Here is a 21,253-nt window from a genome sequence, read left to right as displayed (position 1 = left end):
TTTTAAAAGAATCCCTGGCTTACCTGCCGGGGACGGTATTTAAGCCGCGCTTGGCCGCCAATGAGAATATCTCATCGAGCACCGCGTCGATGCTCATGTGGGTGGAGTCCACCTCAACGGCATCCTCCGCCGGTTTGAGCGGGGCCACGGCCCGCTCGGTGTCACGCCGGTCACGCTCGGCAAGCTCGTCTAAAAGGGACTGAAGGTTAGCACTAAGTCCTTGTTCCATCAACTGCTTGTAACGCCTCTGGGCGCGCTCTTCACGACTGGCTGTAAGAAAGACCTTCAACTGTGCATCGGGGAAGACAACCGTACCCATGTCGCGGCCATCGGCTACCAATCCCGGGGCCACGCGAAAGTCCCGTTGGCGGGCCAGCAGGGCCTCGCGAACCGGCGGCAGGGCTGCCACCTGGGAGGCAGCGTCGCCACAGGCCTCGGTGCGCAGTTCCGAGGCGACGCGCTGGCCGTCCAGAAAGACCTGCGGACCCTCTTCACCCCCGGTTTCAAAATGCACATCCAGGTTGCGGGCCAGATCGAACAGGGCATCCGCATCATTCAGGGGCAGTTCGCGGCGCAGTGCAGCCAGGGCCACCAGACGATACAGCGCACCACTATCAAGAAAACCCCACCCCAACCTTTCGGCCACCTGGCGACTGATGGTGCCCTTGCCCGAACCACTTGGCCCGTCCACGGTGATGACAGGCGCACTCATGCCCCACCCTCCTGCTGCTGAATATTGAGCCCCATGCGCCCCGCCAGTTGTACAAAACCGGGGAAGGAAGTGTTCACATTGGCACAGTGGCGTATCCGGATCGGTGTCTGGGCCCGCAGGGCGGCCATCGCAAAGGACATGGCCACCCGGTGGTCGCCGTGACTGTCAACGGTTCCCCCGGTGAACTGCCCACCTTCGATCACGATCCCATCCGGCGTGGGACGAGCCCGAATGCCCAGCGTGGTCAGGCCTTCAGCCATCACCTGGATCCGGTCACTCTCCTTCACTCGCAATTCCTCGGCATCGGTGAGCACGGTTTCGCCCTGGGCACAGGCCGCTGCCACGAACAGCGCCGGGAATTCGTCAATGGCCAGGGGCACCAGTTCAGGAGGGATGCGCACACCGCGCAGTGGCGCCGAGCGCACCAGCAGATCCGCCACCGGCTCGCCCCCTACCTCACGCGGATTCTCCACCTGAATATCGGCGCCCATGAGCTTGAGGATGTCGATGATGCCTGTGCGCGTGGGGTTCATGCCGACGTGCTCCAGGCGCAGCTCGCAATCCGGGGCAATGCTCGCCCCTACCAGGAAGAACGCTGCCGAGGAGATATCTGCCGGGACATCAATGATGCCCCCCTGCAACTGGCCTCCCCCGCGCAGGCACACACACCCATCATGACGCTGCACCCGGTAGCCAAAGCCGGCCAGCATACGCTCCGTGTGGTCTCGGGTGGGGGCCGGTTCGGTCACGCAGGTCTGCCCCTGCGCGTACAGCCCCGCCAGCAACAGGCTGGACTTCACCTGGGCGCTGGCGATAGGCATGCGATAGTCGATCCCCTGGAGCAGCGCACCACCCTCGATGCAAAGAGGCGGCGTGCCATCATCGCTGGTACGGATGCGTGCGCCCATGCGAGCCAGGGGCTCGGTGACCCGGCGCATGGGGCGACGCGTCAGGGAGGCATCGCCGGTGAGGGTGGAGTCAAAGGCCTGGCCGGAGAGCAGCCCGGCCATCAAGCGCATGGAGGTGCCCGAGTTACCGACATCCAGGGCGCCCTCGGGCGCCTTGAGGCCATGCAGGCCCACGCCCCGCACATGCACCTGTCCCTTTTCAGGGCCATCGATTTCCACGCCCATGGCACGGAAAGCCTTCAGGGTGGCCAGGCAATCCTCGCCTTCGAGAAATCCCGTAATGCGGGTTTCACCTTCGGCCAGGGCACCCAGCATGATGGCCCGATGGGAAATGGACTTGTCTCCGGGCACCCGGCATTGGCCATGCAGCCGACCGCCAGGCTCCACCTGCAGTATCACCTCCTGTGGGTCAGTCATGCATGCTCTCCTCGGCAGCGGTCAGCCGGGTCATCTCGGACATATCAGGTAGCCTTCGGTCTTGAAAACAAAAAACGGTGCTGGATGCCGCCCTCATGGGCAAAAACGGTCACGAGCACCCTTGGCACGCTGGAAAATCTCCAGCAGGGAATCGCCATCACCCGCTTCGATGGCCCGGGTGATCATGCCCAGATCTTCCTGGTAACGACCCATCACCTTGAGGATGGCCTCCTGATTGGCCAGGCAGACATCCCGCCACATGACCGGGTCGCTGGATGCAATGCGGGTGAAATCCCGAAAACCGCCAGCGGCATAACGAAAGATCTCCTCTCGCTCACCCATGCGCGCCAGACTGTCCACGAGGCCAAAGGCCAGCAGATGGGGCAGATGGCTGGTGGCGGCCAGAACCTCGTCGTGGTGTTCCACCGACATGGTCTCAACCACCGCACCGGCTTCTTCCCACATGGTCCGAACCCGGGCCAGGGCACCCAGATCCGTGGTCTCCAGGGGAGTGAGGATCACTCGTCGCTCATGGAACAGGGTGGGAAAGGCAGCCGCTACGCCGCTCTTCTCGGTGCCGGCGATGGGGTGCCCCGGAACGAACCCCAACGGCATTTCGCCGAACCCCTCACGAACAGCCTCGACGACGCTGGCCTTGGCACTGCCCACATCAGTGAGGGAGGCATCCGGCTCCAGATGGCCGCGGATGGCCTCGCAAACCCCTCGCATGGCCCCCAGTGGTACGGCCAGCACCACCATATCCGCACCCTTGACGGCCTCCACCGGGTCCAGGGTGTAGCGGTCGATGACGCCGAGATCCTGTGCCTCGCGCAGATGGCTTTCCGAGCGGGAGCAACCCACCACTTCCTGGCAGGTGCCCGCGGCCCGCAGGGCCAGGGACAGTGAGCCTCCGATGAGGCCCACCCCAAAGATGGTCAGACGACGTATCACCGCTTCAGCACCTGGTCCAGGGCGTCGATGAAACGCCGGTTCTCATGGGCACGCCCCACAGTGACGCGCAGATGACGGGGCAAGCCATAGCCGCCCACAGGCCGGACGATCACCCCCTGGTGAAGCAGTGCCTGATAGACCGGCTCGGCCTCGCCACCCACGTCCACACAGATGAAATTACCCACGGAAGGGATGTAACCCAGACCGCGTTCGTCGAAGGCCTGACCGAGCTGCTGCAGGCCCTCGCGGTTCACCTGTACCGACTGTCTCACGTGGGCGTCGTCATCCAGGGCCTCCAGGGCCGCCGCCTGAGCCAGGGCATTGGTATTGAAGGGTTGGCGCACCCGATTGAGGATGTCTGCCACCTGCGGGTGAGAGACGGCATAGCCAATGCGCAGCCCGGCAAGACCGTGGATCTTGGAGAAGGTCCGGGTCACGATCAGGTTGGGGAATTCGGCCAGCCAGCGCGTGGCATCCGGGTAATCCGGTTCTTCCACATACTCGCAATAGGCCTCGTCGACCACCACCAGGGTATCGGCCGGCTGGGCGGCGATGAAATCATGCAGGCTTTGACCATCCACCCAGGTGCCTGTGGGGTTATTGGGATTGGCCACGAAGATCACCCGGGTGGTAGCAGTCACCTGGTCCGCCATGGCAGCAAGATCATGCCCCCAGGGCATGGCATGGTCTGGCGCATGAGCGGCGGCCACCCGGGCCTCTGCGCCCACGGCCTGCACAGCCAGCGGGTAAACGGCAAAGGCGTGGGCGGAAAACACCGCGCTGCGGCCAGGCGCCAGATAGGCGCGGGCGATGAGCTCCAGCACATCGTTGGAGCCATTACCCAGGGTGATGCACTCAGCCTCCACGCCGAGCTTTTCTGCCAGGCGGTTACGCAGCGCAAAACCGTTGCCATCAGGGTACTGCGCCAGCTGATCCAGCAGGCTTCCCAGGGCCTGGATGGCGCGGGGGCTGGGGCCGAGGGGGTTCTCGTTGGAGGCCAGCTTGATGCTCTCGGAGATACCCAGCTCACGCTCAAGTTCTTCCACCGGCTTGCCGGGTTGGTAGGGCATCAGTTTCTGCACCCCGGCGTTGGCCAGGGCCTGGAAATCACAACTCATACTCTCTCCTGTTTGTGTCGATGGGCGCCCCGTCCCCTGGGAGCGGTCCGGCCATCGATGGCCAGAACTACAGCACTGCCTTGGGATAAGAGCCAAGCACCTTCACCAACTCTGCCGCCTCCCGCAATTCCTTCAGGGCCCCGGCCACCGGAGGATCGGCGGCGTGCCCGACGATGTCGATGAAGAAGACATACTCCCAGTTCACACATTGGGAGGGTCGGGATTCGATGCGGGTCAGACTGACATCGTGATTGGCAAACGGTGACAAAAGAGCAAACAGGGAGCCCGGACGGTTGCGCGCAGACAGCAGCAGCGTGGTCTTGTCATGGCCGGAAGGGCCGCTGGAGCGCGGCCCGATGACCAGAAAACGGGTGGTGTTATCGGGGGAGTCCTCGATATTGGCAGAGAGCACCCCCAGGCCGTACAACTCCGCTGCCGCCTCACTGGCGATGGCCGCCGTGCCCGGTTCCCGTGCGGAGCGGCGTGCGGCCTCGGCGTTGCTGCTCACGGCGACCCGCTCCACATGGCTCAGGCGCGCATCCAGCCATTCCCGGCACTGGGCCAGGGACTGCTGATGGGAGTAGACCCGCTCCACCTGAGCCAGGTCCCTCTCGGTGGACAGCAGGTGATGATGAATGCGCAGCTCCACCTCACCGCAAATACTCAGCGGAGACTGCATGAAGCGGTCCAGGGTGTGGGTCACCACGCCCTCGGTGGAGTTCTCTATCGGCACCACACCATAGTGGGCGCTGCCGGATTCCACCTCCCGGAACACCTCGTCGATGGCGCTCATGGCCACCGTCTTCACGGAATGGCCAAAATGCTTCAGGGCCGCTGCCTGGGTGAAGGTGCCCTCCGGCCCCAGGAAGGCCACCGACAGTTGCTGCTCAAGGGCCAGACAGGCAGACATGATTTCCCTGAACAGCCGCGTCATCTCCTCGCTATCCAGGGGGCCGGGGTTCGACTGATGGATACGTCGGAGCACCTGGGCCTCGCGCTCCGGGCGATAGAACTCCGCCTGCTCATCGGCCTCCCGCTTGATGCGGGCGACTTCCTGGGCACAGGCGGCACGATCACTGATCAGTGCCATGATCTGCGCATCCAGCGAATCAATACGCTGACGGATATCAGCGAGCGTTGTCTCGTCCCCGGCACTCATCAATCAATCTGCCCCGCCGTCTCGGCTCCGTCAGAGGACGCGCACACGCAACACGCCATCAATACCTGCGATACCCCGCGCCGCTTCTTCATCAATCTCATCCTCCACGTCGATCAGATTGTAGGCAATGCCGTTGCGGGATTCATTCACCATGTGCACGATGTTGATGTTGCTCTGTCCCAGCACGTGGGATATCTGCCCCACCATGTCCGGACGGTTGCGGTTCATGACCGCAAGGCGCGACTTGCCCGCGCGCGGCAGAATGACCTCGGGCAGGTTCACGGAATTGCGCACGTTGCCGTTCTCAAGGTAGTCGCGCAGCTGCTCCCCCACCATGATGGCGCAATTCTCCTCTGCCTCGCTGGTGGAGGCGCCCAAATGTGGCAGTGCGATCACCCTGTCCTGCCCCTTGAGACCATTGCTTGGGAAATCGCATACATAGGCGTGCAATTGCCCGGAGGCCAGTGCCGCCAGCACTGCCTGCTCGTCAACGATTTCGTCCCGAGCGAAATTCAGCACCACCGAGCCACGCTTCATGTTGTGCAGCCGGTCACTGTTGATCAGGTGACGGGTGTGATCATTGAGGGGTATGTGGAAGGTCACCATGTCGCAGCGGTTGAGCAGGTCATCCACGCTCACCGCCTGCTCCACGCCGGCATTGAGTTGCCAGGCCCGGTTCACGGTCATGTGGGGGTCGTAGCCCACCACCCGCATGCCCAGCAAGCGGGCGGCGTTGGCCACCTGCACACCGATGGCACCCAGGCCCACCACACCCAGGGTGCGACTGGGCAGTTCGAAGCCGGCATATTTTTTCTTGCCCGCCTCCACCTGCTTGTGAACACTGGCATCATCCCCTTCCAGTTGCCGCGCGTAGTCCCAGGCCTGGGGGATATTGCGTGCTGCCAGCAGCATCCCTGCCAGCACCATCTCCTTGACGGCATTGGCATTGGCGCCCGGGGCATTGAAAACGGCCACGCCCCGTTCGCTCATGGCATCGATGGGGATGTTGTTCACACCGGCACCGGCACGGCCCACAGCCTTGAGGCTACCGGGGATATCCATGTCGTGCATGTTGGCTGAGCGCACCATGATGGCATCCGGCTGAGACATCTCCGAGGCCACTTCATAGTGCTCGTGCCCGAACTGGTCCAGGCCCTTGGGGGAAATATTATTGAGCGTGAGAATCTTGTACATGTCAGGCCTTGCGCTGTTCGAAGTCCACCATGAATTCCACCAGTGCATCCACGCCCGCCTCCGGCATGGCGTTGTAGATGCTGGCCCGCATACCACCCACGGAGCGGTGACCCTTGAGAGTGGTCAGCCCGGCCTGCTCGGCCTCCTTGAGGAACAGCCCATCCAGTTCGGCATCTGCCAGGGTGAAGGGCACATTCATCAGTGACCGTGCGGACACCTCCACCGGGTTGTGATAGAAGGCGGAGTTATCGATGGCGGTGTACAGCTTCTCGGCCTTGCGGCGATTGATCTGTTCCATGGCTTCCAGACCACCCAGTTCCTTGAGCCACTGGAAGACCAGTCCGGCCAGGTACCAGCCATAGGTGGGAGGGGTATTGGACATGGAGTCCGCATCTGCCTGGATCCTGTAGTCCAGGATGCTGGGCAGACCGGGCATGGGGTTACCGATCAGGTCGTCCCGCACGATCACCAGGGTGAGACCGGCAGGGCCGATGTTTTTCTGGGCGCCAGCGTAGATCACACCATATCTGGAGACGTCGATGGGGCGGGAGAGGATGTTGGAAGACATATCCGCCACCAGGGGCACGTCACCGGTTTCGGGCACCCAGTGGAACTCCACACCACCGATGGTCTCGTTGGGGGTGTAGTGCAGGTAGGCGGCTTCGCCATTGCACTGCCAGGAGTCGAATGCGGGGACGTGAGTGAAGTTGTCTGCCTCGCTGGTGGCGACCACGTTCACGTCTGCATACTTTTTGGCCTCGGAGATGGCCTTCTTGGACCACGACCCGGTGTTCACGTAATCCACCTGTTTCTTGCCGCGCAGCAGGTTCATGGGCACGGCAGCAAACTGACCCGAGGCGCCCCCCTGAAGGAACAGGACCTTGTAGTTGTCCGGCACCTTGAGCAGGTCGCGCAGATCCTGCTCTGCCTGAGCAGCGATGGACACGAAGGCCTTGCCGCGGTGACTCATCTCCATCACCGACATGCCGGTGCCATTCCAGTCGAGCATCTCTGCGCGGGCGCGCTCCAGCACCGGTTCGGGGAGCACGGCAGGGCCGGCGCTGAAGTTATAGACACGTGTCATGTTTCACTCCTGGTTTGGATCACGGACAGATTGATTACGGGGCGAATCGGGTCAGGAGGCGTCTTCCGGCAGCGACCCGCCGTCGTCGGCTTCATCGCCGTTGCCATCACCGCTCTCGTTGTCGTCGCCATTGAGGCCCTCGACGCGCGCCAGTTCCACCAGATTCTCGTCATCGGCAAGGCGTATCAGACGCACGCCCTGGGTGTTGCGCCCCAGCACCGGGATATCCCCGATCGGGGTGCGAACGAGGGTGCCGCCGTTGGTGATGAGCATCACCTGATCCTCATCTCCCACCAGGGTAGCCCCTACCACCGCACCGTTGCGGCCTCCCGTCTGGATGGCGATCACACCCTGGCCGCCGCGGCCATGCAAGGGGAATTCTTCGGGTGATGTGCGCTTGCCGTAGCCATTCTCGGTGGCGATCAGGATGTTGCCCTGATCGACGATGATCAGGGAAATCACCTGCTGGTCCGGCCCCAGACGCACGCCGCGCACACCGCTGGCGGTGCGCCCCATGGCTCGCACGGTGTCTTCGCTGAACCGCACTGCCTTGCCAGCGGAGCTGAGCAGCATCACATCCTGATGCCCATCGGTCACCTTCACATCCACCAGCCAGTCGTCCTCGCGCAAGCCCACGGCGATGATGCCGTTCGAACGGGGGCGGGAGAAGTCCACCAAGGGGGTCTTCTTGACAATGCCACTGCTGGTGGCCATGAACACAAACAGATCCTCCCGGTACTCGCGTACCGGCAGGATGGCATTGATTCGCTCGCCCTCTTCCAGGGGCAGCAGGTTCACCATGGGCCGCCCGCGCGCGGCGCGACTGCCCATGGGCAACTCATACACCTTGAGCCAGTAGGCCTTGCCGCGACTGGAGAAGCACAGAATGGTGTCGTGGGTATTGGCCACCACCAGACGGTCGATGAAGTCCTCGTCGCGGAAGGTGGTGGCCGTCTTGCCACGCCCGCCGCGCTTTTGTGCCCGGTAAGCGGTCAGGGGCTGATACTTGGCGTAACCGGCGTGGGAGAGGGTGACCACCACATCTTCCTCGGTGATCAGATCTGCCAGCGTGAGATCCACGTGATTGCTGAGGATCTCGGTGCGGCGCGTATCGCCGTACTGTTCGCGCATGGCGACCAGTTCCTCACGGATGACCTCCATCAGGCGCCCGGGGCTGGACAGAATCTCCAGCAGCTCCTCGATGCGCCCCAGCAGTTCCCGGTATTCATTGACGATCTTGTCCTGTTCAAGACCGGTCAGGCGGTGCAGGCGCAGGTCCAGGATGGCCTGGGCCTGGGCCTCGGAAAGCCGGTAGCCGCCCTCCTGCAGCCCGAAGTCGCTGGCCAGATCCTCCGGTCGCGAGGCCCAGGCGCCGGCACGATCCAGCATGTCCTGCACCACACCGGGGGCCCATACACGACCCAGAAGCCCTTCCTTGGCCTCTGCCGGGCTGCCCGATGCCTTGATCAGGGCAATGATCTCGTCAATGTTCGCCAGGGCCACGGCCAGGCCTTCCAGCACGTGGGCCCGCTCCCGGGCCTTGCGGAGTTCAAAGATGGTTCGGCGGGTCACCACTTCGCGCCGGTGGCGCAAAAAGGCCTCGAGAATCTGCTTGAGATCCAGCAACCTGGGTTGCCCGTCCACCAGGGCCACCATGTTGATGCCGAATACATTCTGCATCTGGGTTTGCAGGTAGAGGTTGTTGAGCACGACCTCGGGGACTTCCCCGCGCTTGAGCTCCACCACCATGCGCATGCCGTCCTTGTCGGACTCGTCCCGCAACTCGCTGATGCCCTCCAGCTTCTTGTCCTTGACCAGTTCGGCAATACGCTCCAGAAGGCGCGCCTTGTTCACCTGGTAGGGCAACTCCGTCACCACGATGCTGTTGCGCCCGTTGGATTCGTCGGTCTCCACATGGGAGCGGGCCCGCACATAGATGCGCCCCCGCCCGGTGCGATAGGCCTCGTGGATACCCCGGTCACCGTTGATGATGCCGGCGGTGGGGAAGTCCGGACCCGGCATGTGCTCCATCAGGCCTTCCACACCCAGGCCCGGATCGTCGATCAGCGCCACGCAGGCGTTGACCACCTCGGTGAGGTTGTGAGGCGGGATATTGGTGGCCATGCCCACGGCAATGCCCGCCGATCCATTGATCAGCAGGTTGGGCAGCTGGGTGGGGAAGACGGAGGGCTCGGTTTCGGAGCCGTCGTAGTTATCGACGAAATCCACGGTCTCCTTGTCGATGTCCGCCAGCAGCTCATGGGCAATCTTCGCCATGCGCACTTCCGTGTACCGCATGGCCGCCGGGGCGTCACCGTCCACCGAGCCGAAGTTGCCCTGTCCATCCACCAGCATGTAGCGCATGGAGAAGGACTGAGCCATGCGCACGATGGTGTCGTACACGGCCGAATCACCATGGGGATGGTATTTACCGATGACGTCACCCACCACGCGGGCGGATTTCTTGTACGGCTTGTTCCAGTCGTTGCCCAGCACCCGCATGGCGAAGAGCACCCGGCGGTGCACGGGCTTGAGCCCGTCGCGCACGTCTGGCAGGGCTCGACCGATGATGACGCTCATGGCGTAGTCCAGATAGGACTGACGCATCTCGTCTTCCAGGTTGACCGGCAGGATTTCTTTGGCGAATTCGACCATTCAGTCTCAGGGCGCTGTAGTTGACATGGAAGGACTGAAACAAACGCCGGATGATACCACATCGACGAAGGGGGCAGCAGTGATGCGGGCCGGGATGACCGGCCCGCGAACGGTTGCGGCCTCTGCCGGGCCGGCTCGGCTCAGTCAGCCGCGAACAGCGCCTTCATCTTCTGCACGTCGGGATTCTCCACCACACCACGCTCCGTGACGATGGCGTCAATCAACTCTGCCGGGGTCACATCGAAGGCCGGATTCCAGGCATTCGCCCCGGGGGCGGCCACGCGGCGCCCGGCCAGTTCCAGCACCTCTTCCTGGCCGCGCTGCTCGATGGGGATATCCGCCCCGGTGGCCGCTTCCATGTCGATGGTGGTGGTGGGTGCCGCCACCATGAACTTCACCCCATGATGACGGGCCAGCACCGCCAGCCCATAGGTGCCAATCTTGTTGGCAGCATCACCGTTGGCAGCGATGCGATCAGAACCGACGATCACCCACCCTACGCGACCCTCGCGCATCAGACTGGCGGCCGCCCCTTCGCACAAAAGGCTCACGGGAATTCCGTCCTGCACCAGTTCCCAGGCAGTCAGGCGCGCCCCCTGTAACCAGGGGCGGGTCTCATCGGCATACACATGCTTGACCCGGCCCTGGGCGTAGGCGCTGCGAATAACGCCCAGGGCCGTCCCATAGCCACCGGTCGCCAGCGACCCGGTATTGCAATGGGTGAGCACATCCCGGCCATCCTGCAGCAGGGCCGCCCCCAGATCCCCCATGTATCGATTGCCATCCACATCCTCCTGATGAATGCGCTCGGCCTCCGCCAGCAGGGCGGGCTCCGGATCCTGATCATCGGGCAGCCCCTCCATCACCTGCCCCATGCGTGCCAGGGCCCAGAACAGGTTCACTGCTGTGGGGCGGGAATCGGCCAGGGCCTTGAGATCAGGCGCCATGCCGGCGCGCCAGCCACGCTGATCAGCCGCCCAGGCACGCCGAGCTGCCAGCACCACGGCATAAGCAGCGGTTACACCGATGGCCGGCGCCCCGCGGACCACCATGTCACGGATGGCATCGGCCGCCGCGGTCGCCGTGTCCATCTCCAGATAGACACTCTCATGGGGCAGCAGGCGCTGATCCAGCAGGCTGAGTTGGGTGCCGGTCCACTGGACCGCGCGGATGGAGTCGTGCGTGTGTGTGCTCATGACGTGTCGGGTTGCCGGTGGGAAGCCCGGTACTTTGCCAGGATATGTCGCCCCGTGCCACAGCCCCCTACCCCGACCCCACCGCTCTGCAGCGGGCTGAATACTTGTCCAACCCCCGCGTAATCGTTATCTTGCGCGGATGCAAAGCGTCGACAAGATCATCACCCCCCGCTGGATCGTGCCAGTGGAGCCGGACGAGACGGTGCTGGAAGGCTACAGCCTGGTGGTTCACGAGGGTCGCATCCTGGACCTGCTACCGACCGCAGAGGCGGAAGCACGTTATCACGGTGAAACCCATCGTCGCCTGGCTCAGCACGCCCTGATCCCCGGCCTGGTGAACGCCCACACCCACTCTCCCATGACCCTGCTGCGCGGCCTGGCCGATGATCTGCCGCTGATGGACTGGCTGCAGAACCATATCTGGCCCGCCGAGGGACGTTTCGTGGGTGAGGCCTTTGTCCATGACGGCACCCTGCTGGCGGCAGCGGAGATGCTGCGCGGTGGCACCACCTGCTTCAACGACATGTATTTCTTCCCGGAGACCACCGCCCAGGTCAGCGGCCAGGTGGGCATCCGCGCCGCCATCGGCCTGATCGTCATCGACTTCCCCAGCGCCTGGGCGTCGCAGGCATCCGAGTACATCGAGAAAGGGCTGGACATCTTCGACCGCCACAAGGGCGAAAGCCTGCTGTCGTTCTGCTTTGCTCCGCATGCGCCATACACCGTGGCCGATGAACCCCTCAAGCGCCTGGCCACCCTATCGGCAGAACTGGACATTCCCGTGCACATGCACGTGCATGAGACGGCTCACGAGCTGGAGGAATCCAAGGCCCGCTTTGGCGTGCGCCCCCTGGAACGTCTGGCCCGACTGGGGCTGTCCGGTCCCAACCTCATGGCCGTGCACATGACCCAGCTGGAAAGCGGCGAGATCGCGCACCTGGCCGGTGCCGGCACCCACGTAGTGCATTGCCCTGAATCCAACCTGAAGCTGGCCTCCGGTTTCTGCCCGGTACAGGCCCTGGTGGAAGCGGGGGTGAATGTGGCCCTGGGCACCGACGGCACAGCCAGCAACAACGACCTGGACATGTTCGGCGAGATGCGCACCGCCGCCCTGCTGGCCAAGGGCGTCAGCGGCAACGCCGCCGCACTGCCTGCCCATACCGCACTGCGCATGGCCACCCTCAACGGTGCTCGCGCCCTGGGCCTGGCCGATGAAATCGGATCCCTCACCCCCGGCAAGAGCGCGGACATGGTCGCCGTCAATCTGGGCGAACTGGAAAGTCAGCCCGTGTATGACCCCGTCTCCCATCTAGTGTATGCCGTGGGTCGTCACCAGGTCAGCGATACGTGGGTGGCAGGCCGCCCGTTGTTGCGGGATCGCCAACTCACCACCATTGATGACACTCAGCTGCGCCAACGGATATCCAGTTGGCAAACCCGTATTGCGGAGGCCGACTGAGCCGCCCACCTGACCCGTGATGACAACTCCCATGTCCGAGATACACACGAACGTCGACGCCGCCGAGATCGCCAAGTTCGACGAGATGGCCCACCGCTGGTGGGATCCTGAGGGCGAATGCCGCCCCTTGCACGAGATCAACCCGCTCAGGCTGGACTATATCGACGAACGCACCGGTGGCCTGCAGGACCAGAAGGTGCTGGACGTGGGCTGCGGCGGTGGCCTGCTGTCGGAAGCCATGGCCCGCCGTGGCGCCCGGGTCATGGGTATCGACATGGGTGAAAACGCCCTGGGCGTGGCCCGCCTGCACCTGCTGGAATCCGGTCTGGAAGTGGACTACCGGCAGACTTCCGCCGAGGCCCTGGCCGCGGAAATGCCGGGGCAGTTCGACGTGGTCACCTGCATGGAGATGCTGGAACACGTCCCCGATCCGGGCTCGGTGCTCGATGCCTGTGCGCGTCTGCTCAAACCGGGTGGTCATCTGTGCGTGGCCACCCTGAATCGCACGCCCAAGTCGTTTGCCATGGCCATCCTCGGTGCTGAATACCTGATGCGCATGCTGCCCCCGGGCACCCATGAATATGCCCGATTCATCCGGCCCTCCGAAATGGAGGCCTGGATGCGGCAGGCCGGGTTGTCCATGCGCAACCTCACGGGCATGCACTACGACTTGCTCAACCGCAGCTATCGCCTGGGTCCGGGCGTGGACGTGAACTACCTGGCCCACGCCGTGCGGGAAGCGTGACCCTTGCGCACCATCCTGTTCGATCTGGACGGCACACTGGCCGACACCGCGCCGGACCTGCACCACGCCCTGCACTGCCTGCAACAGGAACGGGGCCTCACGCCCCTGCCCTTCGAGCAGGTGCGGGATCATGTTTCCCATGGCAGTGCGGCCCTGGTGACCCTGGGGTTCCCCGAAGCCGCCGGGGCGGTATTCGATGGCCTGCGTGAGCGCTTTCTGGAGATCTACTCAGCCCACCTCCATCGGGAAAGCCGACTTTTCCCCGGCATGCAAGAGGTCCTGGAAGCCATTGAATCCCGAGGCATGAACTGGGGGATCGTCACCAACAAGCCGGCCTTTCTGACCGACCCCCTGCTGCGCTCCATGGGTCTGTATGATCGCGCTGCCACGGTCATCAGTGGCGACACGACGGCCGAACGCAAGCCCCACCCCATGCCCATGCTGCTGGCCTGCGAGCAGTCCGGGAGCACGCCCGAGCAGTGTCTGTATATCGGCGATGCTCACCGGGATATCGAGGCGGGCCGGGCCGCGGGCATGCGCACCCTGGTAGCTCGCTACGGCTATATCGATGCCACCCAGAACCCGGACGCCTGGGGCGCTGATGGCTTCATCCAGCACCCCGTTGACATCATGGACTGGCTACCGGCACAGGTGGGACTCGGACAGGCGTCGTGACCACGGATAACGAAATGGGCCTCAGGGCTTAGCAGGCACACGCTCACAAGGAACATCCAACCCATGCTCACAAGCCGTCCCGCTCTCAGGATCATCACCGCCCTGCTCGCCCTCGCGGTGATCATCACGGCCTGGATCATGGTCATCGATACCGGACAGGGTGTGGAGCAGCGCCAGCTGCAGCGCGATGGAGTGCCCGTCACCTTGCTGCTGCCGAACGATGCCAGCCATGCCCCCGGCGTCGTGGTCGCCCATGGTTTTGCGGGCTCCGCCCAGCTCATGCGCAGCTGGGGCCTGGCGCTCGCCGACGCGGGCTTCGTCGTGGCCCTGCCCGACCTGAGCGGGCACGGGCGCAACCGAGCACCACTGGACTGGTGGAACGACCCCGAGCAATTCCAGCGTGACGTACAGTCGGCCCTGGCATTATTGGGCGAACAGCCGGAAGTGGATGCCAGGCGACTGTCCCTGCTGGGGCACTCCCTGGGTGCTGGTGCGGTGATCGACGCGGCCATGGACACCGTCCAGCCAATCCAGGCCGTGGTGGCAGTCTCCCCAGGCCAGAGCGAGGTCACCCCGTCCAGCCCACCCAATCTGCTGCTGATGGCCGGGGCCTGGGAAGGACCATTCCTGGAAGCAGCACAGAACCTGCTGGAAAAAGCGGGTGGCCCAGGGGGGGACCCCACCACAGGCACTGCCCGGGCCCTTGAAGTGGTTCCCGGCGTGGAACACATCGGTGTGCTGTTCAGCCCCCAGGCGCACGCAGCCTCCATTCAATGGCTGGCGCAGGTATCGGAAATCTCCCCACAGCCGGCCACCAGGGTCAGCCCCATGCTCTGGTGGTTGCTGAACCTGGTGGGCATCATCGTCCTCTGGCGTGCCCTGGCCCCGCTTTGGGTGGATGACGATCGGCTGCGCCTGGATACGGCTCAGGCACAGGCCCATGGGCGCACCCGACGCCCACTGGTACGCGCCGCCATCAGTGGTGCGCTGGCCACCCTGCTGCTCATCGGCACTGGGGAGATCATCTATCTGGACGGGATCGGCGGAATCCTGGTCAGCCCCCAGTTTGCCCTGTGGCTGGCCCTGGCCGGGGGCATCTGGCTGGCGCTGGGTACCCGGCCACCCCGGCCGGAATGGCCTGACCTGGCGTGGGGTCCCATCATGCTGGGTGTGCTGGTGCTGGGCTTTGGCGTGATGGGGGCCGCGCTCTGGCTGGCCTGGTGGCCGCCCCTGCATCGACTGCCCTATCTGCCCATCCTGACCCTGCTGATCCTGCCCTGGGCCATCGCGTTTGCCACCGCGCTGCAGGGACGCGCCGGCTGGCGAGGACTGGGTGTCGGTCTGGGTGTGGCCCTGATCACCATGGTCACGGTAGGTATTGCCGCCGCCCTCGTGGATGGCATGATGTTCCTGTTGATCATCCTGCCCCTGCTGCCGGTGATGCTGGCCCTGCCCCTGCTGGTCAGCCGACCGGTTCAGCGGCCCTGGGCGGATGGCTTCGCCCTGGCTGCCTTCCTGGGGTGGACATTGACGGTGATGTTCCCCCTGATCTAACCCCCCGTGGGAGCGACCCTGGCCGCGAGAGCCCGGCTACGGCGGACACCGCCATTCGCCGGCAAGGCCGGCTCCCGCCATCAGGACTCGCACAGAGGAGGACAGGGCTTGGTTCAGCGGGGAGTCAGGGTACCGCGCAGGGCCGACACATCCCCGGCGCCGCTGGCAAACATGGCCGCCCGCAACTCCCTGAGCACCTGCGCGATGAATGCGTCCAGTGCTTCGGGCCCTTGGGCGGCCTTGATCAGAAACGGTCTCGCCATGGCGGCTACATCCGCCCCCAGGGCCAGAGCCTTGGCTACGTCCAGCCCGGTTCGAAGGCCACCGCAGGCGATCAGAGGGAGGTCTGGCGCCACCCGCCGGACATTGACGATACTCTCGGCGGTGGGAATCCCCCATTCACCAAAGACCTGGCCCAGGTGTCTCTCCCCCTCGCCATCGGTACACAGGGCCTCCACTCGGGCCCACGACGTGCCGCCGGCACCCGCGCAATCCACGCCGGCCACGCCACAGGCCAGCAGCTCCCGGGCGGCGCCTTCGCTCAGCCCGAAACAGACCTCACGGGCAAACACCGGGACGCCATCAGCAGCCAGTTCCTCACAGAGCCGGGCCAGCCGGCCGGCCAGACCGCGAAAATCCAGATCGCCCCCCTGCACTGCCTCCTGCATGGGATTGAGATGCACGAACAGGGCATCGGCCCGGATCATCTCCACAGCCCGTCGGGCCTCGGCGACCCCCCAGCCCTTGACCAGTTGTGCCCCGCCAATATTGGCGAAAAGCACCGCATCCGGGGCTTCCTCCCGAAGCTGGAAATAGCGAGCACGGGACGGATCCTCGATGGCCACCCGCTGACTGCCCACCCCCATGGGCACCCCCCAACGCTGAGCCGCTGCTACCAGGATGCGGTTGAGTTCATGGGTACGCGCATCGCCCCCCGTCATGGGGGCAATCATCAGGGGGGCCCGCAGGATGCGACCGGCCAGCGAGACGGACAGGTCAATCTCGTCCAGGCACAATTCGGGCAAGGCCTGGTTGAGCAGGTCATAGCACTCAAGTCCAGTGGACTTGCGATAGCCCACCGGTCCCGAGAGGCATACGTCCAGATGGCGCCCCTTGGATTCGGGATCCCGGCAATCGTCGCCAGCGGGTTCGTGCGCTTCAAACCCCATGCATCACCGTAGCCTGCGCCAGAGGTCAGCCAGATGGGCCAGCAGACCTGCAGATAACCACAAGGATATCCAGGGCCAGTCGGCACCGGTCAGGGCCGCACGCAACGCCAGCAACAGAAAGCCCCCGGCCAGCAGCGTGGTCACAATCACATCCGCAGGAAGTCCGCGCCCCGTGCGACGATGCCACCAGAGGAGCAAGGCCCCCTCCAGCAGCATCGCCAGCAGGATGAAATCAACAATGCGACCGTTGGCGAAGAGTTCCGACATGCGCGCCTCAAGGCCGGATCACACCCGGGACAACCCGAGCAGATGCCCCATGTCCTTGAAGAAGATGCGGATGTGGGCAAGAGGCTTGGCCTTGACCAGCTTCTTGTACATATAGGCCTGCCAGGTGAGTTCCTGTACGTCCTTGTCCTGACAGATGGCCACAAACCGTTCGCGGCGCTTGTCACTGCTATACCAGAAGCGCTGCATGATTCCCAGGATCCAGAACACCTGCCCGTGGGCCTTCATGAAGCGCTTGCGTGCCTGCTTGAGCATGGCCGGGTTGCCGGAGTCCAGGAAGGACGCCACCGCCTCGCCAGCCAGACGCCCGCCGAGCATGGCATAGTAGATGCCCTCACCGGAGGCGGGTGCCACCACACCGGCGGCATCACCTGCCAGCAGCACGTCCTTGCCATTGTCCCAGCACTTCATGGGGTACAAGGGAATTGGCGCGCCCTCACGACGCAGGGTCTCGCAATCCTCCATGCCCGAAGCCTTGCGCAGATCCGCCACAGCCCCCTTGAGGGAAAAGCCCTTGTGGGCCGAGCCCACGCCGACGCTCACCGTGTCGCCGTGGGGGAACACCCAGGCATAGAAGTCCGGTGACAGCTTGCCCTGGTAATACACATCACAACGCTCAGGATCAAATTCCGCGTCGTTGGCGGTGGGACGGCTGATGATCTCGTGATAAGCAGCCACATGGGGGATCTTGTCGGCACCGGGAACCTCCTGGCGGGCCACCGTGGAGCGTGCGCCATCGGCGCCGATCACCGCCCGGGCGCGCACACCCACCTCTTCGCCCGACTCATCCTTGTACCGGACGATGGCCGTGCCATCGCTGTCACGATCGATCCGCTCATAGGTGCCGGTGCGTCGCTCGGCGCCACCTTCGGCGGCACGCTTGCGCAGCCACTCGTCGAAAGTCTTGCGATCCACCATGCCCACGTAACCTCCCTGGATGGGCATGTCCACCTTGCGGTCCTTGGGCGAGAACATGCGGGCGCAGCGGATCTTGGCCACCAGCACCGACTCGGGGAGATCGAACTCGGTCATGGTTACCGGCGGGATGGCCCCGCCACAGGGCTTGATACGCCCACCACGATCCAGCAGCAATACCTTGCGGCCCGCGCGGGCCTGATCGTTGGCCGCGGTCGCCCCCGCAGGGCCACCGCCCACGACAACAATATCAAAGGTCTGTGTTTCAGCCATTACATTCACCTGTTCCGGTTGCCACGACGCCCAGGGTCGCCGCAGGGAAGAGCGCGCCCCGGGGAGCGCCACGATGGAGACTGTACCTGAGGGTGCCGCCTTTCCGGTCACCCGCACGGTCTCTGTTACCCGCGCGAAAGGGTATCAGGGACGGGATCAAGGAAAGATGATCAAGGACATGTGGGGCATGCACCGAGCCCGGTTGCGGGGCCCTGATGGACGAACGGTCGTCACGGGAGACGGGCATGGCCCTCGCTGAAGCGGGGCGCGCCGCCTGCAGATAGGCGGCGGGGACCGGGAACGGCGCCTGAATCAAGCTCCGTTCGCCTGCCCAATCGGCCCTCACGACGCCATCAGGTCCATGCTGCCCAGGGCGAAGGCGGTCACCATCATGCCACTGACGTAGAGCGTGATCCCCGTGGCGTTATACCACGGAGCCAGTTCCTTGGGCCGCTTGAGCAGGCGCACCATCAGGCCGATCTGAACCACCAGCAACGCGGCCACGGCAGCGGCGTAGATGGGAGCCCCCCAGAGCAGCAGCAAGGCAACCACGAACAATTGAGGAATGGCCATCACCCAGCAGGCCAGCTTGGCGGCGCGATCCACGCCCAGCTTGACCGGCAACGAGCCCAGGCCCATCTGCCGATCGCCTTCCACTGATTTGAAGTCGTTGAGGGTCATGATGCCATGGGCGCCGATGCTGTAAAGGAGAGCCACGGCAATGATGCGCCAGTCGGGGAAGACGCCCGCCATGACCACGACACCCGTGAACCAGGGAACACCTTCGTAGCATATGGCCACGGCGGAATTACCCCACCAGCCATTACGCTTGAGTCGGGTCGGCGGGGCGCTGTAGGCCCAGGCCAGGATCAGGCCGAAGACGGCAGCCAGGAAGCCCCACACACCCAGCACGGTCGCCAGAGCCAGCGAGGCCAGCGTCCAGATGATGGCCAGCCAAAGCCCCCATTGACCCGGGATACGTCCTGAGGGGATCGGTCGGTGGGGCTCGTTGATGGCATCCACGTGACGATCGAACCAGTCGTTCACCACCTGGCTCGTACCGCAGATCAGCGGGCCGGCCAGCATGACACCGACGATGATCAGGACCCACCGTTCTCCCAGCGCCACGCCGGCGGAGACCACGCCGCAGGCGTAGGCCCACATGGGCGGAAACCAGGTGACCGGGTGAGTGACTTCGAGAATGGCACGGGGCTGAGGGAGCGACATGGCGGGTAAATTATACGCGCCCCCCCCTTTCGTCAAGCACCATTTACACCCCGAGGAAGCACCATAGATAATGTCAGATAGACACCAATGAAAGGGCGTCGCAAGGCGTCTTGACGGAGGTCAAGTTTCAGAGCTTTTCTTCGTTCTCGTGAGCCAGGTGACCCAGCCCGTACCGGCGCAATTTCACGTAGAAACTCTGCCGGCTCAGCCCCAGCATCTCCGCCGCCGAGGCCCGATTGTCGTTGGTCAGTTCCAGGGCTGCCTCAATGCACAAGCGCTCGATCATGTCGGTGCTCTCGCGCACCAGGTCCTTGAGAGGTACCCGGCCCACCAGCTCGGTGAGCTGTTCCACGGAGCGCGGCCCATCCCGATTCACCATGGTCTCGCGAGCCAGGCGCGCGCCCACGTTGCGAATGGTAAAGCCCAGACAGGGCTCATCCAGGCCGAGCACGGCCACCGCGGAGATCTCCACCTCGGAGGCAGACCCGTATTCACCGCGCAGGGCCGTGGCAAACAATCTCACTGCACCGTGCTCACGCAGGTTGCCAATGAGCACCCCCAGGTCCACGCCTGGCCTCCCGAGCCAGCGACCCAGGGACTCCCCACGGGCCTGCTCCTCGGTGGGTAGTTGCGCCATTTCGAGGAAGGCCGGGTTGGCACTGTGAATACGGCCGCTCATATCGGTGACAACGAAGCCATCCGGCGCCCGCTCCACCATCTGGAGCACGCGGGAGGCACTCTGTGGCCCCACGGAGGCCAGGGCCTCGGAACGAGGACACCGGAGGCGTACAAGGAAATGCGAGGCGTTATCCTGACGGAACAAGGAGGAAGAGATGATGAATTCCCGCTCGGCACCCAACGAGTGGACCAGGATATCCTCAGCCCGGCCGGTGGCACGCACGGTTGCCAGCATGTCCTGAACCATCTGCGTATTTTCCAGGTCGAAACCTTCCGGAAAGACCCGTCCGACCAGTTTATGGGGCGAATCCCCCAGGAGCTCCCCCGCCGCAGGATTCGCTTCCACCACCTTGTGGGTGGCCGCATCCATGATCAGCACGGCCTCGGAAGACACCTGAAACAGAAGGCGATAGCGGGTTTCGGCGTGGCGCAGGCGCGCATACTCCCGCTCCATGGACTGTTGCGCCTCCACGAGGCGGCGTTGCAGCGCCGCCACGCCTCGCAGATCCCGCCCCATGGCCACCACGCGCCCGCCCTCCCCCACCTGAATGGCAGAGTACATGACCGGTACGTCGTGGCCACGGCTGGAGGGATGATTGACCTGGCGCCAGCGCACATTGGCCGGCGAGGAGGCATCACGAAGCAAGGCCTCGATCTTGCCCCGACTCTCCACAGTGACCGTATCCACCCATGGCTTGCCCACCCACTGCCCATACCCCTCCATGGTGAGGTCGTCACTTCCCAGGGCCAAATCCCGGATGATCCCCGTCTCGTCGAGCACCAAGGACACATCGGCCGCCGTAGCCACCAGGGAGGCGACTTCGTCGGGCTCCAGATCCCCGAGCACCTGCTTTGGGGCTTTGAACGGCTTCACGAGCT

Annotated in this window: 18 protein-coding genes; 4 read left to right on the top strand and 14 right to left on the bottom strand. The window is 64.2% G+C overall.

What is annotated here, in order from left to right; translation table 11 throughout:
* Nucleotides 1-19 precede the first annotated feature (19 nt).
* The 9 genes from cmk to mtnA form a co-directional block, all read right to left on the bottom strand.
* Nucleotides 20-712 carry a (d)CMP kinase gene (cmk, locus tag LPW30_RS12845; protein ID WP_025281602.1) on the bottom strand — a complete coding sequence of 231 codons (693 nt, stop codon included), beginning with the start codon at nt 710-712 and terminating at the stop codon, nt 20-22.
* Nucleotides 709-2,037 (bottom strand): 3-phosphoshikimate 1-carboxyvinyltransferase, encoded by a 1,329-nt coding sequence (aroA, locus tag LPW30_RS12840; RefSeq protein ID WP_239681061.1) that lies wholly within the window; start codon nt 2,035-2,037, stop codon nt 709-711. Before aroA ends, cmk begins: the two co-directional genes overlap by 4 nt.
* A 93-nt stretch (nt 2,038-2,130) precedes the next feature.
* Entirely contained in the window at nt 2,131-2,988 is an 858-nt protein-coding gene (locus LPW30_RS12835) for a prephenate dehydrogenase (protein ID WP_239681060.1), read from the bottom strand.
* Entirely contained in the window at nt 2,985-4,106 is a 1,122-nt protein-coding gene (hisC, locus tag LPW30_RS12830) for a histidinol-phosphate transaminase (RefSeq protein ID WP_025281599.1), read from the bottom strand. The genes LPW30_RS12835 and hisC overlap by 4 nt, the downstream gene beginning before the upstream one ends.
* A 67-nt stretch (nt 4,107-4,173) precedes the next feature.
* Complete coding sequence (gene pheA, locus LPW30_RS12825; protein WP_025281598.1) at nt 4,174-5,265, bottom strand: prephenate dehydratase; 1,092 nt, start codon at nt 5,263-5,265, stop codon at nt 4,174-4,176.
* Nucleotides 5,266-5,295: 30 nt separating this feature from the next.
* On the bottom strand, nt 5,296-6,459 hold the full coding sequence (locus LPW30_RS12820) for a phosphoglycerate dehydrogenase (protein ID WP_025281597.1): 1,164 nt from the start codon (nt 6,457-6,459) through the stop codon (nt 5,296-5,298).
* A gap of 1 nt (nt 6,460) precedes the next feature.
* On the bottom strand, nt 6,461-7,543 hold the full coding sequence (serC, locus tag LPW30_RS12815; protein ID WP_239681059.1) for a 3-phosphoserine/phosphohydroxythreonine transaminase: 1,083 nt from the start codon (nt 7,541-7,543) through the stop codon (nt 6,461-6,463).
* A 51-nt stretch (nt 7,544-7,594) separates the two neighbouring features.
* The gene (gene gyrA / locus LPW30_RS12810) at nt 7,595-10,198 is read right to left on the bottom strand and encodes a DNA gyrase subunit A (RefSeq protein WP_239681058.1); all 2,604 of its coding nucleotides are present in this window, start codon (nt 10,196-10,198) and stop codon (nt 7,595-7,597) included.
* Between the two features lie 140 nt (nt 10,199-10,338).
* Complete coding sequence (gene mtnA / locus LPW30_RS12805) at nt 10,339-11,394, bottom strand: S-methyl-5-thioribose-1-phosphate isomerase (protein ID WP_239681057.1); 1,056 nt, start codon at nt 11,392-11,394, stop codon at nt 10,339-10,341.
* Nucleotides 11,395-11,533: 139 nt separating this feature from the next.
* Here mtnA and LPW30_RS12800 point away from each other — a divergent pair, with 139 nt between their 5' ends.
* From LPW30_RS12800 to LPW30_RS12785, 4 genes are all read left to right on the top strand, one after another.
* Nucleotides 11,534-12,853, top strand: a complete 1,320-nt coding sequence (locus LPW30_RS12800; RefSeq protein WP_025281593.1) for a TRZ/ATZ family hydrolase — start codon at nt 11,534-11,536, stop codon at nt 12,851-12,853.
* Nucleotides 12,854-12,884: 31 nt separating this feature from the next.
* Nucleotides 12,885-13,598 carry a bifunctional 2-polyprenyl-6-hydroxyphenol methylase/3-demethylubiquinol 3-O-methyltransferase UbiG gene (gene ubiG, locus LPW30_RS12795; RefSeq protein ID WP_239681056.1) on the top strand — a complete coding sequence of 238 codons (714 nt, stop codon included), beginning with the start codon at nt 12,885-12,887 and terminating at the stop codon, nt 13,596-13,598.
* A 3-nt stretch (nt 13,599-13,601) separates the two neighbouring features.
* Nucleotides 13,602-14,273 carry a phosphoglycolate phosphatase gene (gph, locus tag LPW30_RS12790; protein ID WP_238625191.1) on the top strand — a complete coding sequence of 224 codons (672 nt, stop codon included), beginning with the start codon at nt 13,602-13,604 and terminating at the stop codon, nt 14,271-14,273.
* Nucleotides 14,274-14,336: 63 nt separating this feature from the next.
* The gene (locus tag LPW30_RS12785) at nt 14,337-15,827 is read left to right on the top strand and encodes an alpha/beta hydrolase (protein WP_239681055.1); all 1,491 of its coding nucleotides are present in this window, start codon (nt 14,337-14,339) and stop codon (nt 15,825-15,827) included.
* 113 nt (nt 15,828-15,940) lie between these two features.
* Here the strand turns inward: LPW30_RS12785 and fni are convergent, their stop codons facing one another.
* From fni to ppsR, 5 genes are all read right to left on the bottom strand, one after another.
* Entirely contained in the window at nt 15,941-16,996 is a 1,056-nt protein-coding gene (gene fni / locus LPW30_RS12780; protein ID WP_239681054.1) for a type 2 isopentenyl-diphosphate Delta-isomerase, read from the bottom strand.
* Between the two features lie 3 nt (nt 16,997-16,999).
* Nucleotides 17,000-17,263, bottom strand: a complete 264-nt coding sequence (locus tag LPW30_RS12775; RefSeq protein WP_025281588.1) for a hypothetical protein — start codon at nt 17,261-17,263, stop codon at nt 17,000-17,002.
* An 18-nt stretch (nt 17,264-17,281) separates the two neighbouring features.
* Nucleotides 17,282-18,469, bottom strand: coding sequence for a geranylgeranyl diphosphate reductase (locus LPW30_RS12770; protein ID WP_025281587.1), 1,188 nt, complete (start codon nt 18,467-18,469; stop codon nt 17,282-17,284).
* A 342-nt stretch (nt 18,470-18,811) separates the two neighbouring features.
* The gene (gene chlG, locus LPW30_RS12765) at nt 18,812-19,696 is read right to left on the bottom strand and encodes a chlorophyll synthase ChlG (protein WP_025281586.1); all 885 of its coding nucleotides are present in this window, start codon (nt 19,694-19,696) and stop codon (nt 18,812-18,814) included.
* 127 nt (nt 19,697-19,823) lie between these two features.
* A complete protein-coding gene (gene ppsR / locus LPW30_RS12760; RefSeq protein WP_239681053.1) occupies nt 19,824-21,248 on the bottom strand; it encodes a transcriptional regulator PpsR in 1,425 nt (474 codons plus the stop codon).
* Between the last annotated feature and the right edge of the window lie 5 nt (nt 21,249-21,253).

The organism is Ectothiorhodospira variabilis, from assembly GCF_022227625.1.
Classification (GTDB): Bacteria; Pseudomonadota; Gammaproteobacteria; order Ectothiorhodospirales; family Ectothiorhodospiraceae; genus Ectothiorhodospira; species Ectothiorhodospira haloalkaliphila.
Note: the sequence above shows the minus strand (reverse complement) of the source record. Positions and strands in the feature narration are given on the sequence as shown.